We start from the raw sequence: 21,039 nt of genomic DNA, 5'->3' as shown, positions 1-21,039 counted from the left end.
TATGAATAGAAAAGAATTAATCAATCAAATAAAAGAGAAACAGAGTTTTCTCTGTGTAGGATTGGATACCGACGCAAAAAAGATGCCTCAGTGCGTATTCGACCTTCACGACCCATTCTTTGAGTTTAACAAGGCAATTATCGATGCTACAGCCCCCTACTGTGTTGCATATAAGCCCAATCTCGCATTCTATGAAGCTTATGGCGTCAAGGGTATGATATCATTCGAGAAGACTATCAAGTACTTGAAAGAGAACTACCCCAACCACTTCATTATCGCCGATGCAAAGCGTGGCGACATCGGTAATACGTCGGCCATGTATGCACGTACCTTCTTCGAAGAGTACGATGTTGACTCGCTGACCGTTGCACCCTATATGGGTGAAGACTCCGTAACACCTTTCCTTGGTTACGAGGGCAAGTGGGTTATTCTATTGGCATTGACCAGTAATAAGGGAAGTCACGACTTCCAGTTGACTGAAGATGCACAGGGCGAACGTCTGTTTGAGAAGGTGCTGAAACAGAGTCAGCAGTGGGGAAACGACGAAAACATGATGTATGTCGTTGGTGCCACACAAGGTAAGATGTTTGAAGACATCCGCAAAGTGGCTCCCAATCATTTCCTCTTGGTACCAGGCGTTGGTGCTCAGGGTGGAAGTCTGCAGGAGGTATGCCAGTATGGCATGACAAAAGACTGTGGGCTACTAGTCAACTCTTCACGAGGTATCATCTATGCGTCTAACGGTGATGATTATGCCGAAGCTGCTGGAGAAGCAGCAAAGAAACTCCAACAGGAGATGGCAGAAGAATTAAAGAAAAAGGGGTTCTGAACAAACTTCAGAACCCCTTTTTCTTTTTTCCTTTCCTTTTCTTGCGCCCTTTTGGCAGCAAGCATCCTTTATGGCGATTTTTCTTTAAAATATTTAAAATACTTGTACGGTTCAAATATTCTTTGTAACTTCGCCGCCGACATATACCATAAAATCATTAAAACATTAATTATGAACAAGAAAAACATTATCACTATTCTGCTTGCCCTTCTCACATCAACAGGACTAGCACAGACAAAGACTGCAACAGTCACTGGTTATTCTCCCGCACTGAAAGACGGCACGCTGGTGCTTGCCGGTACAGGTACTTTTGGAAGTGTTGTAGACACTGTCAAAGCCGGACATTTCGCCTACACTCTACCCGTTGAAGAACTCACTGAAAGCTTTCTCTCTTTAATGGGCGAAGGCTGTCCTAATATGTCGATAACCATCTACCTGAAACCAGACCTGGCAGTGAAAGTAACAGGCAATGACTGTCTCTATCCCTTATGGAAGGTGGAGAGCCCGCTCCCCGAGCAACGGACAGAAGCTCGCATCACGGAGCACTGCCGTGACGTGCTGACGGAATATATGCAGAAGGTTCTGGCCAATAAGCCCAGGGCTGAGCTAGAACCCGTTACAATAAAGTTGGCGAAGAAGCAGATGGACATCCTACCCGCACTGCCTATGGATGCCGCCACCATCGGTAAGCTATTGAATGCATCCAGAATTGCAAAGGACATTAAGGACTTCCCCCACATGGAGCAGTTGAAGAAGATCGAGAAGTTCGTTGCAGACCGTGCACCTAAAGAATTTGAGGAGCAACTGGCAGAGATACACAACTATGTTTATCCGCCACGAGTCTTGCAGGTTGGCGACGAAGCCGAAGATGCTGAACTCGTAGATATGCAAGGGCAGAAGCATCATCTGTTTGAAGCCTTTGCCAATGGCAAATATGTATTGCTTGATTTCTGGGGTATCGGTTGTGGTCCTTGCATGATGTCTGAGCCTGAGATGAAAGAGGCCTATGAGAAAATGAAGGATAAGCTGGAAATCGTCGGTATCAATCAGAACAAGATCTCAGAGTGGCAGGAGCACGAATTCAGCAAGCGCATTGTCTGGACAAACTGGAACAACGCCATGCAGGATATTAGTATAAAATACTGCGATATGGGTGCCATTCCCTATTACATATTGATCTCACCCGACAAGCGCATCGTTTGGAAGGACATGGGTTATATTCCGGGATTGTTTATGGGCATGGCTGATGTTCTCAACGGCGTCAAGCACAAACAGGATAACAGCGCCAACTTCTCGCTGCTAATCCAGAAAGTCGATGCCAATGCCAGTAGCACTACAGTTAGCTTCCGCTATTACGGCCATAAGGATTATTGGTTCCGCATCGTCAAAGAGTCTTATCTTGAGGCAAACGGCAAAAAATACATGCTGACAGCAGCCGATGGTATCAAGCTTGACGAGGACAACTTTTCTCAGGTGAAAGCTACAGAGTCAACAGACGAGTTTCTTAGCAACCTCTGCTACACAGACTTCACGCTCACCTTTGAGCCGTTCGATACCATCCCAACGACTTTCAACTTCAAGGAGGGCGACGTCGAGCATGCATTTGTCATCCGAAATGTTTCTTTAGAATAGAAAGTTCCTATAGACAACGGTGTTTCCTCAGTCAGAAAACACTGTTTTCTCCGTTAGAAAGCAGTGTTTTCCATAAGGGGAAACAACGTTTTCTAACGGAGAAAAGACTGGAAAACACTATCCTAACGATATTTCTACCGAGAGGGACTCTCTCCTCTGGATGTTTTTAAAATCTAAGGGCTATCTTCTTAGTTTCGCAAGACGTTTGTATTCTTTCTTCGTCAGTCGGAGGAAAGAGCCATGCTGGGGGGCTTTCACGCCCTCGATGTTACGAGGCGAATGGAAATTCCGCATATTCTCATCGGCCAGACAGAGGCGGTAGTTGCGTGGATGGGAAGAATACTCAATATAGGCAATCACCCAACTTTTCTCGCCACTAAGCTGAAATGCCGAGACCCCTTCACATTTTTTGTTACCCTCAAAGTCAACATAATCATCCTCTACGGGTTCGCTCCAAGGACCAGTAAGCGTTGGGGCCGTAGCAGTAAACAAGCCAGGTTTCCCGCCTTCTTTCTTAATCATCATGTGCCAATTCTGATCCGTTTCCACCCAATTGATATCGGCATCGATAGTAGCATACCCCCAATCGAAGAGCAGACGTGGCTGTGTAAGGGTGGTAAAACTCTCATCGGCATAAGAATAATACATACGGTCATAAGCCTCTTCACCTCGATTCCACATAGAGTAATATACCATATAACCGCCTCTCTTTCCGTCAGGCCATACATAATCCTCATCCCATACGATCTGGGGTGCCCATACACGATTGATGGTGGCCCAGTTCTTATATACGCTCTCTGCATCCGGATCTGAGAAGATCGAGACGCCCTTTCGATAGTCGAAAGTAACTGATTCCCAGTGAATAAGATCGTTGCTCGTCAAGAGATCGATACCATAGTTATCCCACGTCTCTTTTTTACCAAGTCGCTCTTTTGCGCCAACATTCATATCCGTACACACCATCAGATAGCCCTTTCCGTCATGCTTACGACAGATATAGGCATCACGTGTGGCACCTTCGATACGGGCATGCTCGGCATCGCTGAAGATAGAGTCTCCCCCCAAAAGGTCTTCATAGTGAAAGCCGTCACGACTCAGTGCGTAAGCTGTCCATGCACGGCCGTGGTCGTTCATGTGGCAATATAGATAACCATAACCGCCTTTCTGCAGGTTTCCTTTCTGGGCATAAACACTCACGCACAATGTGGCTGCAAGAAGCAGCAAAGTTGAAAAACGCTTCATCATATTCTTTGTTTTAGTATTTTATTGTGCAAAGATAAGGCAATTTAAGCGAAAAAACAAATATATTTGGCTTTTATCTATATTTTTAGTACCTTTGCACCCATGAACGATGTCAAGATCATAAACGACCCCGTTTTCGGATTTATCAAAATCCCAAAAGGAATACTTTATGGCATTGTGGAACATCCTCTGTTCCAGCGCCTTAACCGTATCCATCAACTTGGGTTGGCTTCTGTGGTTTATCCTGGAGCACGACATACCCGATTCCAGCATTCACTTGGGGCTTTCCATCTGATGAGTGAGGCCATATTGAATCTTCAGCAAAAAGGCATCTTCATCTTTGAATCAGAAGCTGAAGCTGTTCAGGCTGCCATCCTGATGCACGACATCGGACATGGTCCATTCTCTCACGTATTAGAGAACACACTGATTCATGGTATTTCTCATGAAGAGATTTCACTGCTGATGATGGAAGAGATCAATCGTTCACTGAACGGACAGTTGAATCTTGCCATCAGTATTTTCAAAGGAGATTATCCGAAGAACTTTCTCCATCAGCTCATCTCGAGTCAGCTTGACATGGACCGTTTGGACTACTTACGCAGAGACTCCTTCTATACAGGTGTGACAGAAGGTAACATCGGCTCTGCACGAATCATCAAGATGCTAAATGTTGTCAACGACTCGTTAGTGGTAGAGCAGAAAGGCATCTACTCACTGGAAAACTATCTCACCACACGCCGCCTGATGTACTGGCAAGTATACCTGCATCGTACTTGCGTAGCCTATGAGAAGGTACTTGTCAACATGCTTACACGTGCGAAAGACCTTATACGTATGGGACAGGATGTGTTCGCCTCACCTGCCCTGCACTACTTCCTCAGCAATGACATCGATGCAGAGTGGTTTGCCACACATCCCGAGACTCTTACGAATTATGGCGAACTCGATGATTCAGACATCTGGAGCGCCATGAAGGCTTGGAAACATCACGATGATAAGATTCTTTCTACACTGGCAACCGACATGCTTGACAGAAAGATTTTCAAGGTCGAGGTTCACGAAGAGCCTGTATCACAGGAGAGAATCGACGAATTACAGGAGAATATCGCAAGAGAACTGGGTATCGAGAAGAGCGATGCCCACTACCTGATGAGTCTCAACACAATCCAAAAAGACATGTATAATGTTGACGATGATAGCATCGCAATACTTTACAAAAATGGAGAAATCAAGGACATATCCGAGGCTTCAGAATTGCTAAATGTTCAATTACTTTCTAAAAAAATAAGAAAATATTATCTGTGTTATCAGCGATTTGAATAATTTTCGCTATCTTTGCACGGTTTTATATAATAAATTAAGGCAAAAAATATGGAATTTACAGCCAAACAAATTGCAGAACTAATTCAAGGACGTGTTGAAGGCGATGAAAATGCATCAATAAACACCTTCGCAAAGATTGAGGAAGGTGTGCCAGGCGCTATCTCGTTCCTGTCGAATCCCAAATACACTCATTACATTTACGACACCAAGTCGAGTGTAGTACTAATCAACGAAGACGTCAAACTCGATAAACCCGTCAGTACCACACTTATCCGCGTAAAGAACGCTTATGAATGTGTAGCTAAGTTACTACAGTTCTATGAGTCAATGAAACCTGTTAAGAAGGGTATTGATTCACTCGCATACATTTCTCCTAAGGCCACCATTGGACAAGATGTCTATATAGGTGCATTCGCCTATATCGGTGATGGAGCCGTGATTGGCGATGGCACCATGGTTTATCCCCATACTGTCATTGGAGATGGCGTGCAGACTGGTTCAAAATGTGTGTTCTATCCCAACGTTACTATTTATCAGGGATGTAAAATCGGAAATAATGTAACAATCCATGCTGGCAGCGTAATCGGTGCCGATGGTTTTGGTTTTGCTCCCAATACTGAGGGTTATGATAAAATACCGCAGATTGGCATCGTCATCATCGAGGATAATGTGGAGATTGGCGCCAACACCTGCGTAGACCGTTCCACAATGGGACAGACTGTTATTCACAAGGGTGTGAAACTCGACAACCTGATTCAGGTGGCTCATAATTGTGAAGTTGGAGAAAACACCGTAATGTCGGCTCAGGTAGGTTTGGCAGGTTCAACTAAAGTTGGAGCTTGGTGTATGGTTGGTGGTCAGGCCGGTTTTGCCGGACATATTCAGATTGCCGACAAGACATTCATCGGTGCTCAGTCTGGTGTCATCAGCAACACGAAGGGAGACGGTGAGCAACTGATAGGTTCACCTGCCGTTAATCCCAAGATGTATTTCAAGGCGAGAGCTTTGGATGCCAAGCTTCCTGACATGTACCGTCAGATAGCACAATTGCAACGTGAAATAGAAGAATTAAAAAAGAAACTCTAAGAAATATGAAGCAGAAAACTTTGAAAGGCAGTTTCTCCCTGTTTGGTAAGGGACTGCATACGGGTTTGAACCTCACAGTAACATTCAATCCTGCCCCGGAAAACACGGGCTATAAAATTCAGCGTATTGACCTTGAAGGCGAGCCTGTGATTGATGCCATTGCAGAGAATGTCGTTGACACCCAGCGTGGTACGGTACTTGGTAAAGGCGATGCTCGTGTTTCTACTGTAGAGCATGGTCTATCTGCTCTCTACGCTTTAGGCATTGACAACTGTATGATTCAGGTAAATGGTCCTGAGTTTCCTATTCTCGATGGCTCTGCCATCCAGTATGTTGACAAGATCAATGAGGTAGGCATTGAGGAACAGAATGCGCCAAAAGACTATTATATCATTCGCAAGAAAATTGAAGTGAAGGACGAACAGACAGGTTCATGCATCACGATTCTTCCTGATGACTCTTTCTCAATCACAGCGATGTGCTCATTTGAATCAAAGTTCATCAGTTCACAGTTTGCGACACTTGACAATCCGCAAAACTATACCAAAGAAATAGCCAGTGCCCGTACGTTTGTTTTCGTACGCGACATCGAGCCTCTGCTTCAGGCAAACCTGATTAAGGGTGGCGACCTGGATAACGCAATTGTCATTTACGAGCGTCAGACCACTCAGGAACGTCTCGACATGTTGGCAGATATGCTGCACGTAGAGCATCGCGACGCTACAGATCTGGGCTACATCCAGCACAAGCCTCTGCAGTGGGACAATGAATGCACACGCCACAAGTTGCTCGACATCATTGGCGATATGGCCCTGATTGGTAAGCCTATCAAGGGTCGCATCGTTGCTACTCGTCCAGGACATACCATCAACAATAAATTTGCCCGTCAGATGCGAAAGGAAATTCGCAAGCACGAGATTCAGGCACCTATCTATGATCCAAACGAAGAGCCAGTCATGGACGTGAACCGCATCCGTGAACTTCTGCCCCACCGCTACCCCATGCAGTTGGTTGATAAGGTGGTTGAACTGGGAGCGACGACCATCGTTGGTATCAAGAACATCACGGCCAATGAACCATTCTTCCAAGGGCACTTCCCACAAGAGCCCGTGATGCCCGGTGTACTTCAGATTGAGGCTATGGCTCAGTGTGGTGGTCTGCTGGTACTCAATACTCTCGAAGAGCCTGAGCGCTGGAGCACCTATTTCATGAAGATCGACGATGTGAAGTTCCGTCAGAAGGTGGTTCCTGGCGATACCTTGATTTTCAAAGTAGAACTGATGGCTCCCGTACGCCATGGTATCTCTTCAATGAAAGGTTACATCTTTGTTGGCGACCATGTAGTGGCTGAGGCATCATTTACAGCACAAATCGTAAAGAACAAATAAGAAATTTATATGGCAAATCAGATACATCCTTTAGCAGTTGTTGACCCAGAGGCAAAACTGGGCGACAACAATATCATTGGCCCATTCTGTGTGATTGACAAAAACGTAGTCATGGGCAACAATAACAAGCTCTACAATGGTGTGACCCTCCATTTCGGAGCTCGCATTGGCAACAACAACGAATTCTTTCCCGGTGCATCCATCTCAACAAAGCCTCAGGATCTGAAGTTTGTTGGCGAGGAGACCACATGTGAAATTGGCGACAACAACTCCATCCGCGAGAATGTTACCATCAGTCGTGGTACCGCTTCAAAGGGTAAGACCGTAGTAGGCAATGGCAATCTGCTGATGGAGAATATGCATATTGGTCATGACTGCGAGATTGGTAATGGCTGTATCATTGGCAACTCTACGAAATTTGCCGGTGAAGTGATTGTCGACGACAATGCCATTATCTCGGCATGTTGCTTGTTCCACCAGTTCCTGCACGTTGGAGGCTATATTATGTTCCAAGGTGGTAGCCGTACGAGTCAGGACATTCCCCCTTACGTAATCGCAGGCAAGGAACCTGTTCGCTATGCAGGTGTGAATCTCATTGGTCTGCGTCGTAGAGGTTTTTCCAACGAGACCATCGAGGCTATCCATGACGCCTATCGTATCATCTACTCTAAGGGAGTCATGAAGGAGGGCGTGGCTGAGGCTCGCGCCAAATATCCCGACTCTAAAGAGGTTGAATACATTTGCTCATTCATCGAGAACTCTAAGAGAGGAGTCATCAGATAAACAATATTGAAAAAGACGCTGATAGTCATCACAGGCCCCACGGCCGTTGGTAAGACGGCCTTGTGCCTGAAGATTGCCAAGTATTTCGACATACCTATCATCAATGCCGATTCACGTCAGATATACAGCGAACTGAACATTGGTACAGCACGTCCCACTGACGAGCAGATGAAACAGGTCAGGCATTATTTCGTGGGCACTTTGGGGCTGGAAGACTATTACAGTGCATCGCTCTTTGAACAACAGACACTCGAGTTACTGGAACAACAATTCAGACATCGGGACTACGCCTTACTCTCTGGTGGCAGCATGATGTATATCGATGCCGTTTGCGATGGTATTGACGACATTCCCACCATCGATGAAGACACCCGTACGCTGATGAAACAGAGACTGGCAAACGAAGGACTCGAAACTCTCTGTCAGGAACTGAAGAAGCTCGATCCGGAATACTACGAAATAGTTGACAAGCAGAACCCACGACGGGTGGTACATGCACTCGAAATCTGCACGATGACAGGCAAGACCTACACATCGTTTCGCAAACGAGAAAAGAAAGAGCGATCTTTCAACATTATAAAAATCGCACTTAACCGACCGCGTGAGGAACTCTATGAGCGCATCAACCAGCGTGTTGACCAGATGATGGCCGACGGACTGCTCGAGGAAGTCAAAAGACTCTATCCTAAGCGTCATCTGAATGCGCTGAATACTGTGGGGTACAAAGAACTGTTCGATTACCTTGACGGACGATGGTCATTAGAAGAGGCAGTAGAACGCATCAAGGGTAATACCAGACGATACGCCCGCAAACAGTTAACTTGGTATAAGAAGGATGAACGTATCAAGTGGTTCCATCCTGATGAAACAGAAAAAATAATCAGTTATATATCTCAAGACTATGAGCAACGAAACGATTAACAAATACAAGGCTTGGCTGAATACAGCGATGCAGAAGGTGAAAGGCTTCTGGCCATGGTATAAAGGTCTTTATCAAGGGCGTCCTTGGTATATCAAGACTGGTCTTGGAATTGCCTCGCTCATTGTGGCTTTCTTCCTTTATCTGGGTGCAGTCGACATGAACTTCTTGTGGCTTTTCGGTAAGTCACCATCTATGTCGACCATCAAGAACAAACGACCTGCAGAGGCCTCCATGATCTACAGTGCTGATGGCAAGCTGATTGGTAAGTTCTTCAGTGAGAACCGTACACCTGTAACCTATGAGGAGGTGAACCCCGTATTTTGGAAAGCCCTCATCGATACAGAAGACGAGCGTTTCTTCCATCATCATGGCATCGACTATCAGGCCTTTGCAGCAGCATTGAAAGACTATGCCCTACACCACGACGCACGTGGCGCTTCCACCATCACCCAGCAGTTGGCAAAGAACCTGTTCCGAACCCGTTCTGAATATTCAACAGGATTGCTGGGATATATCCCTGGCATCAAAATGCTCATTCTGAAGAGCAAAGAATGGATTACGGCCTACAAACTGGAGTTCTTCTTCACCAAAAATGAGATTCTGACGCAGTATGCCAATACCGTTGATTTTGGTTCGAATGCGTTTGGTATCAAGACGGCTTGTAAAACCTACTTCAACTGTAAGCCTCAGGATTTGACAACTGAGAATGCAGCCATCTTGGTAGGTATGCTTAAGGCCACCACATATTATAATCCCCTGATCAATCCGGAAAACTCGCTCAAGCGTCGTAATACCGTACTCGACCTGATGTGCCAGCATCGCGACTTGACCAAGGAAGAGTGTGATTCACTGAAAAAGTTAGAAATCAAACTCGACTACAGCGTTGAGAGTGCCTATGACGGCGATGCCAACTACTTCCGTGAGGCGGTTGCCGACTATCTGAAGGGTTGGTGCGAGGAATATTTTGACAATCGTAATGCCCTGTATACTGAGGGACTGAAGATATACACCACCCTCGATTCGCGTATGCAGAAGTATGCCGAGGAGGCAGCCTTTAAGCAAATGAAACAGGTGCAGCAAACGTTCAATGCTCACTGGGGAAGCACCAATCCCTGGCAAGACGAGAACCACGTGGAAATAAAAAACTTTATTGAGGATATCGCCAAGCGACAGCCTGTGTACAAATATCTCTCAAAGAAATTCGATGGCAATGAGGATTCCATCAACTACTACCTCAATAAGCCCCACACCGTGAAGGTGTTCGACTATGAGAAGGGACAGATCGAGAAGGAACTTTCAACGATGGACTCTATCCGCTACATGGTGCGCTTCATGCATTGCGGTTTTGTGGCTATGGAGCCCCAGACGGGTCATGTAAAAGCATGGGTGGGCGATATAGACTTCAAGTCATGGAAGTACGACAAGGTAACAGCAATGCGCCAGCCTGGTTCAACCTTCAAACTCTTCGTATATACAGAAGCCATGAATCAGGGCATCACCCCTTGCGACACCCGCAAGGATGAGTTCTTCTCTATGAAGGTGATGGATCATGGCAAAGAAGTAACATGGGCACCAACGAATGCCGACGGCCGTTTCTCTGGCGCAGACATCACCCTGAAGCAGGCTTTTGCCATGAGTATCAACTCTGTAGCTGTTCGCTTGGGTCAAGAGTGTGGCATCGACAACATCGTGAAGACTGCACACGACATGGGTATCAAGTCTAAACTCGACGCAACCCCCTCGCTCACATTGGGTTCAAGCGATGTAAACTTGCTTGAGATGGTCAATGCCTATTGTACACCTGTGAATGATGGCGGACACATGGAACCTGTGCTGGTGGCAAAGATTGAAGACCGTGACGGCAAGGTGATTTACGAAGCGCCTACTGAGGCTACGCAAGCTATCCCTTATCGTTCTGCCTTCCTGGTACAGCAGTTGCTGAAAGGTGGTATGAGTGGTACGAGCTCACGCCTGATGGGTTTTGTAGGCTATGACAAGGCTGCTGATACAGACTTTGGCGGAAAAACGGGTACGTCCAACAATCACTCCGACGCTTGGTTCATAGGTACTACACCTAAGCTGGTGGTTGGCGCATGGGTTGGCGGCGAATACCGAAGCATCCACTTCCGAACAGGCATGCTAGGACAAGGCAACCGTACAGCTCTGCCTATCTGTGGTTACTTCCTCGGCTCTGTGCTTAATGACCCCGCTTTCAAGAAATATCGCGCAAAGTTCAGCGCACCTCGTAATATCGACCTTGCCAGTGCCATGTATGATTGCGGTGGCTACTTCCAGGCTCCAGCCGACTCCGACTCGCTGAGCACAGACTCGCTCTCACTTGATGCAGACGACACTGATGCTATATTCCTCGATGAGCACGGCAATCCGTTACAGCGCCCTCAGAAGGATCCAGAGCCCGACGATACCAAGCAGCAGACGGCACCTCAGACCAATGGTGAGGGAACGAAAGACGAAGACTAACCCGATAAGTTACTGATATCGTTGGAACTAGATCTTGAAAACAAGGAGTGGCAGGACGCGCTCCAGATCGTGAACTATACCCGTCGTTCGCTTTTCCTCACAGGAAAGGCGGGGACGGGTAAAAGTACGTTCCTGCGCTACGTGTCGAAAAACACCAAGAAGAAGCACGTCATTTTAGCCCCAACGGGTATTGCGGCTATCAATGCAGGAGGGAGCACGCTTCACAGCTTCTTCCGTCTGCCTTTCCACCCCTTGCTGCCCAATGATTCACGCTACAACTACCGCCACCTGAAAGAGACACTGAAATATACAGGTGCCCAACGCAAGCTGATTCGTGAAGTAGAGCTGATTATCATAGATGAGATTTCTATGGTCCGTGCCGACATCATCGACTTTATTGACAAGGTGTTGCGCATATACACACGCAATCCAGAACCCTTTGGTGGAAAACAACTCCTACTAGTGGGTGACATCTACCAGCTGGAACCGGTACTAAAAGACGAGGAGCGTCAATTACTTCAGCCCTTCTACCCCTCGGCCTATTTCTTTAATGCCAAGGTGTGGCAGACGATGCCCATCGTATCGATTGAACTCCGCAAGGTGTATCGCCAGACAGATGATCGTTTCATCTCCATCCTCGACCGTATTCGCAACAACACGGCTACAACTGCAGATCTGGAAACCCTCAACACCCGGGTATCTGCTTCCAATCAAACCGTAAATAACAGAAGCCTCACCATCACGCTCGCTGCCCGTCGCGACACCGTAGATTATACTAATGAGCAGCGTCTGGCAGAGATTAAGGGCAATCCATCGGTTTTTCGCGGTACCATCAAGGGCGACTTTCCCGAGAGCTCGCTCCCTACGCCCATGGAACTTCAGCTGAAACCTGGTGCTCAGGTTATATTCGTAAAGAACGACAAGGAGAAGCGTTGGGTGAACGGTACGCTGGGCACTGTGAGTTATATTGCCGAGGAAGAGGGTGTAATCGGCATCATCGACGAGCAAGGTGTGGAACACGATGTGGAGCGCGAGGTGTGGGAGAACATGCGCTATACCTTCAACGAGAAGGAACAGAAAATAGAAGAAGAACTTTTGGGTACCTATACCCAATTTCCCGTTCGACTAGCGTGGGCCATCACCGTACACAAGAGTCAGGGACTCACATTCTCACAAGTGTCGATTGACTTCGCTGGCGGAGGCGCTTTTGCTGGTGGGCAAACATATGTAGCGCTCTCCCGATGCACCTCGCTCGAAGGACTCACGCTGAAAGCTCCTCTGCGACAGAGCGACATCTTCGTACGAGCAGAGGTGGTGCAGTTTGCCAATCACTACAACGACCAGACACTGATTTCAAAGGCACTTGAGGAGGGCAAGGCCGACCGCGAGTATCGCGATGCCATCCGTTCCTTCGACACACTCGACTTCGCAGGTTTCCTCGACCACTTTTTCACGGCTATCCATCTACGCTACGACATCGAGAAGCCACACATACGCCGTTTCATACGCAGGAAACTTGAAATCATCAGTCGCCAGAAACGTGAGATTGAGCGTATGAAAGCAGAGCATGCCTCTGAGATGGATGCCCTGAAAGCAGAAATCAAGTCGAAAAATGAACTCTTGAAGCGATTGGCAGCTGAGTATACCATCTTAGGACGCGAGTGCGAGCACGAACACATGATCGATGCCGCCATCCGCAACTATGAGAAGGCGCTCGAACTCTATCCCGATGCCGGTGATGCCCGTCGCCGTCTCAAAAAACTACAAGGAAAAAAGTGACAAATGTCATTTGTCACTTTAGTCACCCATACATTTGATTCTTAGGATTTCACTTCTTTAGCGTGAGCCAGCTTAAGCCTCTCGTTCAGCATATTAAGCAAGTCGTGTGGCTTAATGTCCATATGATTGATAGGAATCTCATAGACAGCCCCAGGCGCATCAGGATTGCGCAGGCGCTCTTTGCGTCCCTCCTCAATCTCGTCGAGTGATTTCCAGTTCTCATGCTCCTTCTTATATTGGATACCTATCAGCTTCAGAGTCTTGTATTTTGTTAGGTAGAACGCATCGACATCACGAAAGCAGACTGTCCACTTGAACTTGTTATTCACTTCGAGATACTCGTCGGTGATGGTCATGCAAAGCCTTTGTTTGTAAAAATCATGAAGATACTTAATAAAATAGAACGCAAAAATGCAGACTGGAGTACCTAGCAGATTCCACCACATCTCTTCACGGCTGCTGAAATAGAGTCTCGTCAATATATAGACTACAAGACTAGTTAGCATCAAGGCAACAAAAGCCACGACCTTTTTTTTCGAAAAATAGATTTTAACCTCTTTCATATTCCAGAAACAACTTAAAAGATGAAGGCTGCTGCATTGAGCGCCAACGTAATGAGTGTGATAAAGAAAATAGCAATGATCATAATTGTACTGATTTATTCTGAGTTTACGATTGATTAATTTGGTTTTCTAACTTCCGATGGTGCAAAGATAGGCATTCTGCCGTGAATTCACTTACACACTTCGTTCTTTTATTTGTTTATTTGTATCATTTAACTAATTCAGAAGCTTATTCATCCCTGTATTCAAGAATATCGCCAGGCTGACAACCCAGTTCACGACAAATTGCTTCAAGCGTCGTAAAGCGCACCGCCTTGGCCTTGCCCGTCTTCAGAATCGAGAGGTTAGCCAGCGTAAGCCCCACCCGATCAGCAAGTTCACTGAGCGACATCTTGCGCTTAGCCAACTCCACATCGAGGTTTACGATAATCTGTCCCATACGCCATCAGATGGTTAAGTCCTGCTCCTCTTTCAGCTTCATGGTGTCCTTAAGGAACTTAGGCACGAAGAAATAAAAGATAATCATACAGAAGAAGGGGCCCTGATACAGAGTACCTGCCAACTTGAGCACATTTTTCGGGCTTTCGCCAGCCAGGCTGTTACTTACGCCATAGTCCAGCATATATCCTGCTATCGCACAATAGACCAGACACGAGGCGGCCATGATGTAGTAAAGCCACACGCACCAGCGCGTATACTGCTTATTAATATAAATAAGGTACGCGAGAAGCAAGTATAGCAAGAAGAAATACGTGCGAGCCAGGTTGTCGGTGAGATAGCAGAGATTCTGCCAATAGTCATACGGCGTTTCGGCATTATTCATACGATAGATATCGCCGTTTATCATACAGCCCATGAGGATAGCCATAAACAGAAGACAGATTACGGATATCGGATTCTTGGTGCAGCAATTGCGAAGGAAATTACTTATACGCTTATACATTATTTTAAGTTTTTATTGTTAATAACTTAGTCGTTTATTTTATTGATTTACTTAATAAGTTTATCGTTATCGATTATATATTTATCGATTTTCGATATGCAAAAGTAGAAACTTTTCCCTTTTCCACCAAACTTTTCCCCAAAAACTTTATCGTTTTTCGATAAATTTAACGATTCAGGATATACGGGGCACTTGGTCTGAACTGCTTTAATGGGCATTTTACTCCGAGTAAAGTCAAGGTTTAGTCCGAGTAAAATCAGACTTTCCACTAAGGAAAGTAGCTAACAAGTTTGTGATGTTACGATGATGTATATACCCATCACCAACATTAAAAAGTGTGAACCTTTATAAAAAGAAAATAGCAAATTATAGATTTTTGGGCGTTTTTTATCGACGAAAGCAATCGATTACATGGTTTTTTATGTTAAATTTCGAAAATATTAGCGCTTGTGCGGGTACACAATAATTTTTCCTAAAAAAAGTTGAAGAAATATTTGGAGAAGTAAAAAAAAGGCATTACCTTTGCAACCGTTATCCTGAAAACAATCTTTTTACCTTAGAAAACTAATACCTATTGAAGATATGGAGCGATCGCTTGCGAAAGTCGTCGCTTTATTTTTTGCCCATACGTACAGATTTGTTAAACTTTCATAAATCTACATCTAAATCTCGATACACCAGTCTCAATTACTAATAAAATTAGTACCTTTGCACCCCGTTAGAGTCCGTTGGGGCAGAGTGAAGTGTGTACGAACGTATGCCGCCTCGCGGAAAAAACCCTTTATACAATAAAATAAATAATGTACGCAATTGTAGAAATTCAGGGTCAGCAGTTCAAGGCCGAGCAGGGCAAGAAGCTCTTCGTGCACCACATTAAGGATGCCGAGGCCGGTAAGACTGTTGAATTTGACAAGGTGCTGCTCGTAGATGCTGACGGTGCAGTGAAGGTAGGTGCTCCCACCGTAGACGGAGCAAAAGTAGTGTGTGAAGTAGTGAACCCGCTGGTTAAGGGTGACAAGGTCATCGTTTTCAAGATGAAGCGTCGCAAGGACTCTCGCAAGCGCAACGGTCATCGTGAGCAGTTCACTGAAGTAGAAATCAAGTCTGTAATCGCTTAAAACGTAGGAGGAACAACATTATGGCACATAAGAAAGGTGTAGGTAGTTCTAAGAACGGTCGTGAGAGCGCAGCTCAGCGACTTGGCATCAAAATCTTCGGTGGTCAGCAGTGTGTAGCTGGTAACATTATCGTTCGCCAGCGTGGTACAAAGCACAACCCGGGTAACAACGTGGCTATTGGTAAGGACGACACTCTCTACGCTCTCGTAGACGGTACTGTAAACTTCCACAAGGGAAAGTACAACAAGAGTGTTGTTTCAGTAATTCCAAATGCTGAAGCTTAATTAAAAAGAAACAACTTATTCCAAACAAACAACAGAATCCCGCGCTCCGTAAGGAGTTGCGGGATTTCTGCATTTTTATACTTTATAGTATAAAATCAAAAGAATGTTTGGGTTTTTCAGCGGAAATGATTACCTTTGCACCTTAGAAATCAGAAATCAACAAATAAATACGTATTTAACATGTTAACACTCAAACTTATCAATGAGGAAACCGAACGCGTGATTCGTGGCTTGGAGAAAAAACACTTTGCAGGTGCAAAGGAAGCCATCGATGGCGTGCTCGCAGTAGACAAGAAGCGCCGCGAGGCACAACAGGAGCTCGACAAGTGTCTGAACGAGCAGAAACAGCTTTCCGGCCAGATTGGCAAGTTCATGAAGGAAGGCAAGAAAGACGAAGCCGATCAGATTAAGCAGCAGGTGGCTCTGCTGAAGGAGAAATCAAAGGAGCTCGACGAAACCATGGCCAAGGCTCAGGAAGAGATGACAACCCTGCTTTGTCAGATTCCAAACATCCCATACGACGAGGTACCCGAAGGCAAGGCTGCAGAAGACAACCACGTTGTGAAGAGCAATCTGAAGGAGTGTAGCGACAGCGACACCGTGGGCAACTGGGACGTAAACCCCAAGCTGGGTATTGAGAATCCCCTGCCCCACTGGGAACTCGCCAAGAAATACAATCTCATCGACTTCGACCTGGGTGTGAAAATCACAGGTGCCGGTTTCCCCGTCTATATCGGTAAGGGAGCACGTTTGCAGCGTGCGCTCATCAACTTCTTCCTCGACGAGGCTCGCAAGGCTGGCTATACAGAGATCATGCCTCCGACGGTAGTAAACCAGGCTTCAGGCTACGGTACAGGTCAGCTGCCCGACAAAGAGGGACAGATGTATCACTGCGAGGTAGACGACTTCTATCTCATCCCCACAGCAGAGGTTCCTGTGACGAATATCTATCGTGACGTCATTCTCGACGAGAAGGACCTGCCCATCAAGAACTGCGCCTACACCCAGTGCTTCCGTCGCGAGGCAGGAAGCTATGGTAAAGACGTTCGCGGTCTGAACCGTCTGCACGAGTTCTCAAAGATTGAGATTGTACGCATCGACAAGCCCGAGCACTCAAAAGAGAGCCACAAGGAGATGCTGGCTCATGTAGAAGGTCTGCTGAAGAAGTTGGAACTGCCCTATCGCATCCTGCTGCTTTGCGGTGGCGATCAGAGTTTCACCTCAGCCATCTGCTACGACTTCGAGGTTTACTCAGAGGCTCAGGGACGCTGGCTCGAGGTTTCGAGTGTATCAAACTTCGACACCTATCAGGCCAACCGTCTGAAATGCCGCTATCGCCGTGAGGACACAAAGAAGCCCGAGCTCTGCCACACGCTCAACGGTTCGGCTCTGGCTCTGCCCCGCATCGTAGCCGCCCTGCTGGAGAACAACCAGACAGAGAACGGCATCAAGGTGCCCGCAGCCCTCGTGCCCTACATGGGATGCGACATCATCGACTAAAATCAACAATAAACAAATACCTATGAACAAGATCGTAAGAAAAGAACAATTCTCTGAGAAGGTCTTCCTTTTCGAGATTGAAGCGCCGCTGATAGCCAAGAGCCGTAAGGCAGGCAACTTCGTCATCGTGCGCGTAGGAAAGAAAGGCGAGCGAATGCCCCTGACCATCGCTGGCGCCGACATCGCTAAAGGCACTATCACGCTGGTAGTACAGAAGGTAGGTCTTTCATCGATGAAGCTCTGTGAGCTGGGCGTTGGCGATTATGTGACAGATGTGGTCGGTCCGCTTGGCAATCCTACGAAGATTGAGAACTACGGCACCGTGGTTTGTGCTGGTGGTGGCTTAGGCGTGGCTCCTATGCTGCCCATTATCCAGGCACTCAAGGCTGCAGGCAACCGTATTCTCTCCGTGATGGCAGGTCGCTCAAAAGATCTCATCATCCTTGAAGACAAGGTGCGCGAGAGTTCTGACGAGGTAATCATCATGACCGATGACGGCTCGTATGGCGAAAAGGGCGTGGTAACCGTTGGTATCGAGAAGTTCATCGAGCAGGAGCACGTTGACAAAGTGTTTGCCATCGGCCCTCCAATCATGATGAAATTCTCAAACCTCACTGCTCAGAAGCATAACATCCCCTGTGAAGTAAGCCTGAACACCATCATGGTAGATGGAACGGGTATGTGTGGTGCCTGTCGACTCACCATTGGCGGTAAGACCAAGTTCGTGTGCATCGATGGTCCTGAGTTTGATGGCGCCCTCGTAGACTGGGACGAGATGTTCAAGCGCATGGGTACCTTCAAGCGTGCAGAGCAAGAAGAGGTAGAGCACTATCAGGAACACCTCGACAGCATCTCTGACGAGAAAGTTGAAAAGGCTTCGAAGGGTACTGATATCGTGATGGACGACGATCCTACCAACGATACCATCGAAATTCTTACTGATCGTAATGCTGCATGGCGTAAGGAGCTCCAACAGAGCATGAAGCCCAAGGAGCGTACTCAGATAGAGCGTGTGAAAATGCCTGAGCTCGACCCTGTATATCGTGCTACCACTCGCACAGAGGAAGTAAACATCGGACTGACCAAGGAAATGGCTATGACAGAGGCCAAGCGCTGTCTCGACTGTGCTAAGCCCAGCTGTGTTGAGGGCTGTCCCGTCAACATCAATATCCCGTCGTTCATCAAGAACATCGAGCGCGGTCAGTTCCTGGCTGCTGCCAAGGTGCTCAAGAACACCTCCGCCCTCCCCGCTGTCTGTGGCCGTGTATGTCCGCAGGAGAAGCAGTGCGAGAGCAAGTGTATCCACCTGAAGATGAACGAGCCAGCCGTAGCCATCGGCTATCTGGAGCGTTTCGCAGCCGACTTTGAGCGCGAGAGTGGCAACATCTCTCTGCCCGAGATTGCACCTTCTAACGGCATCAAGATTGCTGTGGTTGGTTCTGGTCCTGCAGGACTTTCGTTCGCTGGCGACATGGTAAAGAAGGGTTACGACGTTTATGTGTTCGAGGCCCTGCACGAAATCGGTGGTGTACTGAAGTACGGTATCCCCGAGTTCCGTCTGCCCAACAAGATTGTTGACGTTGAGATTGAGAACCTCGCCAAGATGGGCGTTCACTTCCAGACTGACGTGATTGTTGGCAAGACCATCAGCGTTGAGCAACTTGAGGCACAAGGTTTCAAGGGTATCTTCGTAGGCTCTGGCGCTGGTCTGCCTAACTTCATGAATATCCCTGGCGAGAACAGCATCAATATCATGTCGTCTAACGAGTATCTGACCCGCGTGAACCTGATGGATGCAGCCAACCCAACCACTGATACCCCATTGAATCCCGCTAAGAGCGTGCTCGTTGTGGGTGGTGGTAACACGGCTATGGACTCTTGTCGTACAGCCAAGCGTCTGGGTGCCGAGGTAACACTCGTTTACCGTCGTTCTGAGGTAGAGATGCCCGCCCGTCTCGAAGAGGTGAAACACGCCAAGGAAGAAGGTATCAACTTCCTGACGCTGCACAACCCCATCGAGTATATTGCAGACGAGCAGGGAGCTGTGAAGCAGGCCATCCTCCAGGTGATGGAACTTGGCGAGCCCGATGCATCAGGCCGTCGCAGTCCTGTGCCTGTTGAGGGCAAGACCGTCACACTCGATGTCGATCAGGTAATTGTGGCTGTTGGTGTATCGCCCAACCCACTCGTACCGAAGTCTATCCAAGGCCTCGAACTGGGACGTAAGAACACGATAGCTGTCAACGACGAAATGCAGTCATCAAGGGCTGAGATCTTCGCTGGTGGTGACATCGTGCGTGGTGGTGCTACGGTTATTCTCGCCATGGGCGATGGCCGTCGTGCTGCATTGAACATGGATAAGCATCTTCGTGGAGAAGCTTAATCAGAATAAAGAGAGCCATCGCCTCTGGCATCGTTTGAATGAACGTTTTGTCAAGGCGATGGCTACTTATCATCTGATAGAAGATGATGACCACATACTCGTGGGGCTTTCTGGCGGCAAGGACTCACTCCTGCTGCTCGAGCTCTTAGCTAAGCGAGCCAAGATTCAGCACCCGCGATTCAAGGTAGAAGCATTGCACGTGAGGATGGAGAACATCCACTACGAGACAGACACCAGCTATCTGCAGCAGTTCTGCGAGAATCTGGGTGTAACGCTCCACGTGAGAACTACAAGGTTCGAGGTGGAACAGACAGAGACGTCACAGCAACCTACAGACGCTGCCCGCCGTCGCAAACAGAAACAGCCATGTTTCCTCTGTTCGTGGAATCGTCGCAAGGAAATGTTCAATCTCGCTCAGGAACTGGGATGCAACAAGATTGCCCTGGGCCATCATCAGGACGACATCATCCATACGGCATTGCTCAACCTCACCTATCAGGCTCACTTTGCCACCATGCCCGTAAGCCTGAAGATGCGCAAGATGCCCCTCACGCTCATCCGTCCGTTGTGCCTTATTCAAGAGGCTGACATCAAGACATGGGCCGCGACACAAGGATATCAGAAACAGCAGAAGCTCTGTCCCTACGAGACCAACTCTCATCGAACAGACATTAAACGTCTATACGAATCACTCGAACAACTGAACCCAGAGGTACGCTATAACATTTGGGGAGCGCTCGAAGCAGACAACAAACTCATTGAAGAATAAACAGAAAGAAT

Annotated in this window: 18 protein-coding genes; 14 read left to right on the top strand and 4 right to left on the bottom strand. The window is 47.2% G+C overall.

The window, feature by feature from the left end:
• The first annotated feature begins 1 nt into the window (after window position 1).
• A complete protein-coding gene (gene pyrF, locus T325_RS07470) occupies window positions 2–829 on the top strand; it encodes an orotidine-5'-phosphate decarboxylase (RefSeq protein WP_036912034.1) in 828 nt (275 codons plus the stop codon).
• A gap of 171 nt (window positions 830–1,000) precedes the next feature.
• The gene (locus T325_RS07465; RefSeq protein ID WP_036912032.1) at window positions 1,001–2,461 is read left to right on the top strand and encodes a TlpA disulfide reductase family protein; all 1,461 of its coding nucleotides are present in this window, start codon (window positions 1,001–1,003) and stop codon (window positions 2,459–2,461) included.
• 180 nt (window positions 2,462–2,641) lie between these two features.
• On the opposite strand, the gene T325_RS07460 is transcribed toward T325_RS07465, so the two are convergent.
• Entirely contained in the window at window positions 2,642–3,703 is a 1,062-nt protein-coding gene (locus tag T325_RS07460; RefSeq protein ID WP_369794047.1) for a glycoside hydrolase family 43 protein, read from the bottom strand.
• Between the two features lie 102 nt (window positions 3,704–3,805).
• Here T325_RS07460 and T325_RS07455 point away from each other — a divergent pair, with 102 nt between their 5' ends.
• The 7 genes from T325_RS07455 to T325_RS07425 are packed head-to-tail and all read left to right on the top strand — an operon-like array spanning window position 3,806 to window position 13,468.
• Window positions 3,806–5,029 carry an HD domain-containing protein gene (locus T325_RS07455; RefSeq protein WP_036912027.1) on the top strand — a complete coding sequence of 408 codons (1,224 nt, stop codon included), beginning with the start codon at window positions 3,806–3,808 and terminating at the stop codon, window positions 5,027–5,029.
• Window positions 5,030–5,077: 48 nt separating this feature from the next.
• Window positions 5,078–6,115, top strand: a complete 1,038-nt coding sequence (lpxD, locus tag T325_RS07450; protein WP_036912023.1) for a UDP-3-O-(3-hydroxymyristoyl)glucosamine N-acyltransferase — start codon at window positions 5,078–5,080, stop codon at window positions 6,113–6,115.
• A 5-nt stretch (window positions 6,116–6,120) separates the two neighbouring features.
• Window positions 6,121–7,503 carry a bifunctional UDP-3-O-[3-hydroxymyristoyl] N-acetylglucosamine deacetylase/3-hydroxyacyl-ACP dehydratase gene (locus tag T325_RS07445; protein WP_036912021.1) on the top strand — a complete coding sequence of 461 codons (1,383 nt, stop codon included), beginning with the start codon at window positions 6,121–6,123 and terminating at the stop codon, window positions 7,501–7,503.
• A 9-nt stretch (window positions 7,504–7,512) separates the two neighbouring features.
• Complete coding sequence (gene lpxA, locus T325_RS07440) at window positions 7,513–8,286, top strand: acyl-ACP--UDP-N-acetylglucosamine O-acyltransferase (RefSeq protein WP_036912017.1); 774 nt, start codon at window positions 7,513–7,515, stop codon at window positions 8,284–8,286.
• Window positions 8,287–8,289: 3 nt separating this feature from the next.
• The gene (miaA, locus tag T325_RS07435) at window positions 8,290–9,207 is read left to right on the top strand and encodes a tRNA (adenosine(37)-N6)-dimethylallyltransferase MiaA (RefSeq protein WP_156097657.1); all 918 of its coding nucleotides are present in this window, start codon (window positions 8,290–8,292) and stop codon (window positions 9,205–9,207) included.
• Window positions 9,188–11,689 (top strand): transglycosylase domain-containing protein, encoded by a 2,502-nt coding sequence (locus T325_RS07430; RefSeq protein ID WP_036912013.1) that lies wholly within the window; start codon window positions 9,188–9,190, stop codon window positions 11,687–11,689. The genes miaA and T325_RS07430 overlap by 20 nt, the downstream gene beginning before the upstream one ends.
• 21 nt (window positions 11,690–11,710) lie before the next feature.
• On the top strand, window positions 11,711–13,468 hold the full coding sequence (locus T325_RS07425) for an AAA family ATPase (RefSeq protein WP_231622209.1): 1,758 nt from the start codon (window positions 11,711–11,713) through the stop codon (window positions 13,466–13,468).
• A 41-nt stretch (window positions 13,469–13,509) separates the two neighbouring features.
• On the opposite strand, the gene T325_RS07420 is transcribed toward T325_RS07425, so the two are convergent.
• The 3 genes from T325_RS07420 to T325_RS07410 form a co-directional block, all read right to left on the bottom strand.
• Window positions 13,510–14,031: an STM3941 family protein gene (locus T325_RS07420; RefSeq protein WP_036912009.1), complete on the bottom strand. Its 522-nt coding sequence runs from the start codon at window positions 14,029–14,031 to the stop codon at window positions 13,510–13,512.
• A gap of 229 nt (window positions 14,032–14,260) precedes the next feature.
• A complete protein-coding gene (locus tag T325_RS07415) occupies window positions 14,261–14,470 on the bottom strand; it encodes a helix-turn-helix domain-containing protein (RefSeq protein WP_036912007.1) in 210 nt (69 codons plus the stop codon).
• A 6-nt stretch (window positions 14,471–14,476) separates the two neighbouring features.
• Window positions 14,477–14,974 carry a hypothetical protein gene (locus T325_RS07410; protein ID WP_036912006.1) on the bottom strand — a complete coding sequence of 166 codons (498 nt, stop codon included), beginning with the start codon at window positions 14,972–14,974 and terminating at the stop codon, window positions 14,477–14,479.
• An 800-nt stretch (window positions 14,975–15,774) separates the two neighbouring features.
• On the opposite strand from T325_RS07410, the gene rplU reads away from it, so the two are divergent.
• From rplU to T325_RS07385, 5 genes are all read left to right on the top strand, one after another.
• A complete protein-coding gene (rplU, locus tag T325_RS07405; protein WP_036912004.1) occupies window positions 15,775–16,092 on the top strand; it encodes a 50S ribosomal protein L21 in 318 nt (105 codons plus the stop codon).
• Window positions 16,093–16,112: 20 nt separating this feature from the next.
• Window positions 16,113–16,376, top strand: a complete 264-nt coding sequence (gene rpmA / locus T325_RS07400) for a 50S ribosomal protein L27 (RefSeq protein WP_013064241.1) — start codon at window positions 16,113–16,115, stop codon at window positions 16,374–16,376.
• A 180-nt stretch (window positions 16,377–16,556) separates the two neighbouring features.
• Entirely contained in the window at window positions 16,557–17,876 is a 1,320-nt protein-coding gene (gene serS, locus T325_RS07395) for a serine--tRNA ligase (protein ID WP_036912002.1), read from the top strand.
• Window positions 17,877–17,898: 22 nt separating this feature from the next.
• Window positions 17,899–20,259, top strand: coding sequence for a bifunctional dihydroorotate dehydrogenase B NAD binding subunit/NADPH-dependent glutamate synthase (locus tag T325_RS07390; protein ID WP_036912000.1), 2,361 nt, complete (start codon window positions 17,899–17,901; stop codon window positions 20,257–20,259).
• Window positions 20,246–21,028: a PP-loop family protein gene (locus tag T325_RS07385; RefSeq protein ID WP_036911997.1), complete on the top strand. Its 783-nt coding sequence runs from the start codon at window positions 20,246–20,248 to the stop codon at window positions 21,026–21,028. Before T325_RS07390 ends, T325_RS07385 begins: the two co-directional genes overlap by 14 nt.
• Window positions 21,029–21,039 lie beyond the last annotated feature (11 nt).

Source organism: Prevotella sp. FD3004, assembly GCF_000746155.1.
GTDB lineage: Bacteria > Bacteroidota > Bacteroidia > Bacteroidales > Bacteroidaceae > Prevotella.
The sequence above is the reverse complement of the archived record's forward strand: the minus strand, read 5'-3'. Positions and strand labels throughout refer to the sequence as shown.

Excerpts from the sequence above, each read along its gene's own strand:
- pyrF (WP_036912034.1), top strand. The coding sequence starts at position 2 with ATGAATAGAAAAGAATTAATCAATCAAATAAAAGAGAAACAGAGTTTT.
- T325_RS07465 (WP_036912032.1), top strand. The coding sequence starts at position 1,001 with ATGAACAAGAAAAACATTATCACTATTCTGCTTGCCCTTCTCACATCA.
- T325_RS07460 (WP_369794047.1), bottom strand. The coding sequence starts at position 3,703 with ATGAAGCGTTTTTCAACTTTGCTGCTTCTTGCAGCCACATTGTGCGTG.
- T325_RS07455 (WP_036912027.1), top strand. The coding sequence starts at position 3,806 with ATGAACGATGTCAAGATCATAAACGACCCCGTTTTCGGATTTATCAAA.
- lpxD (WP_036912023.1), top strand. The coding sequence starts at position 5,078 with ATGGAATTTACAGCCAAACAAATTGCAGAACTAATTCAAGGACGTGTT.
- T325_RS07445 (WP_036912021.1), top strand. The coding sequence starts at position 6,121 with ATGAAGCAGAAAACTTTGAAAGGCAGTTTCTCCCTGTTTGGTAAGGGA.
- lpxA (WP_036912017.1), top strand. The coding sequence starts at position 7,513 with ATGGCAAATCAGATACATCCTTTAGCAGTTGTTGACCCAGAGGCAAAA.
- T325_RS07430 (WP_036912013.1), top strand. The coding sequence starts at position 9,188 with ATGAGCAACGAAACGATTAACAAATACAAGGCTTGGCTGAATACAGCG.
- T325_RS07420 (WP_036912009.1), bottom strand. The coding sequence starts at position 14,031 with ATGAAAGAGGTTAAAATCTATTTTTCGAAAAAAAAGGTCGTGGCTTTT.
- T325_RS07415 (WP_036912007.1), bottom strand. The coding sequence starts at position 14,470 with ATGGGACAGATTATCGTAAACCTCGATGTGGAGTTGGCTAAGCGCAAG.
- T325_RS07410 (WP_036912006.1), bottom strand. The coding sequence starts at position 14,974 with ATGTATAAGCGTATAAGTAATTTCCTTCGCAATTGCTGCACCAAGAAT.
- rplU (WP_036912004.1), top strand. The coding sequence starts at position 15,775 with ATGTACGCAATTGTAGAAATTCAGGGTCAGCAGTTCAAGGCCGAGCAG.
- rpmA (WP_013064241.1), top strand. The coding sequence starts at position 16,113 with ATGGCACATAAGAAAGGTGTAGGTAGTTCTAAGAACGGTCGTGAGAGC.
- serS (WP_036912002.1), top strand. The coding sequence starts at position 16,557 with ATGTTAACACTCAAACTTATCAATGAGGAAACCGAACGCGTGATTCGT.
- T325_RS07390 (WP_036912000.1), top strand. The coding sequence starts at position 17,899 with ATGAACAAGATCGTAAGAAAAGAACAATTCTCTGAGAAGGTCTTCCTT.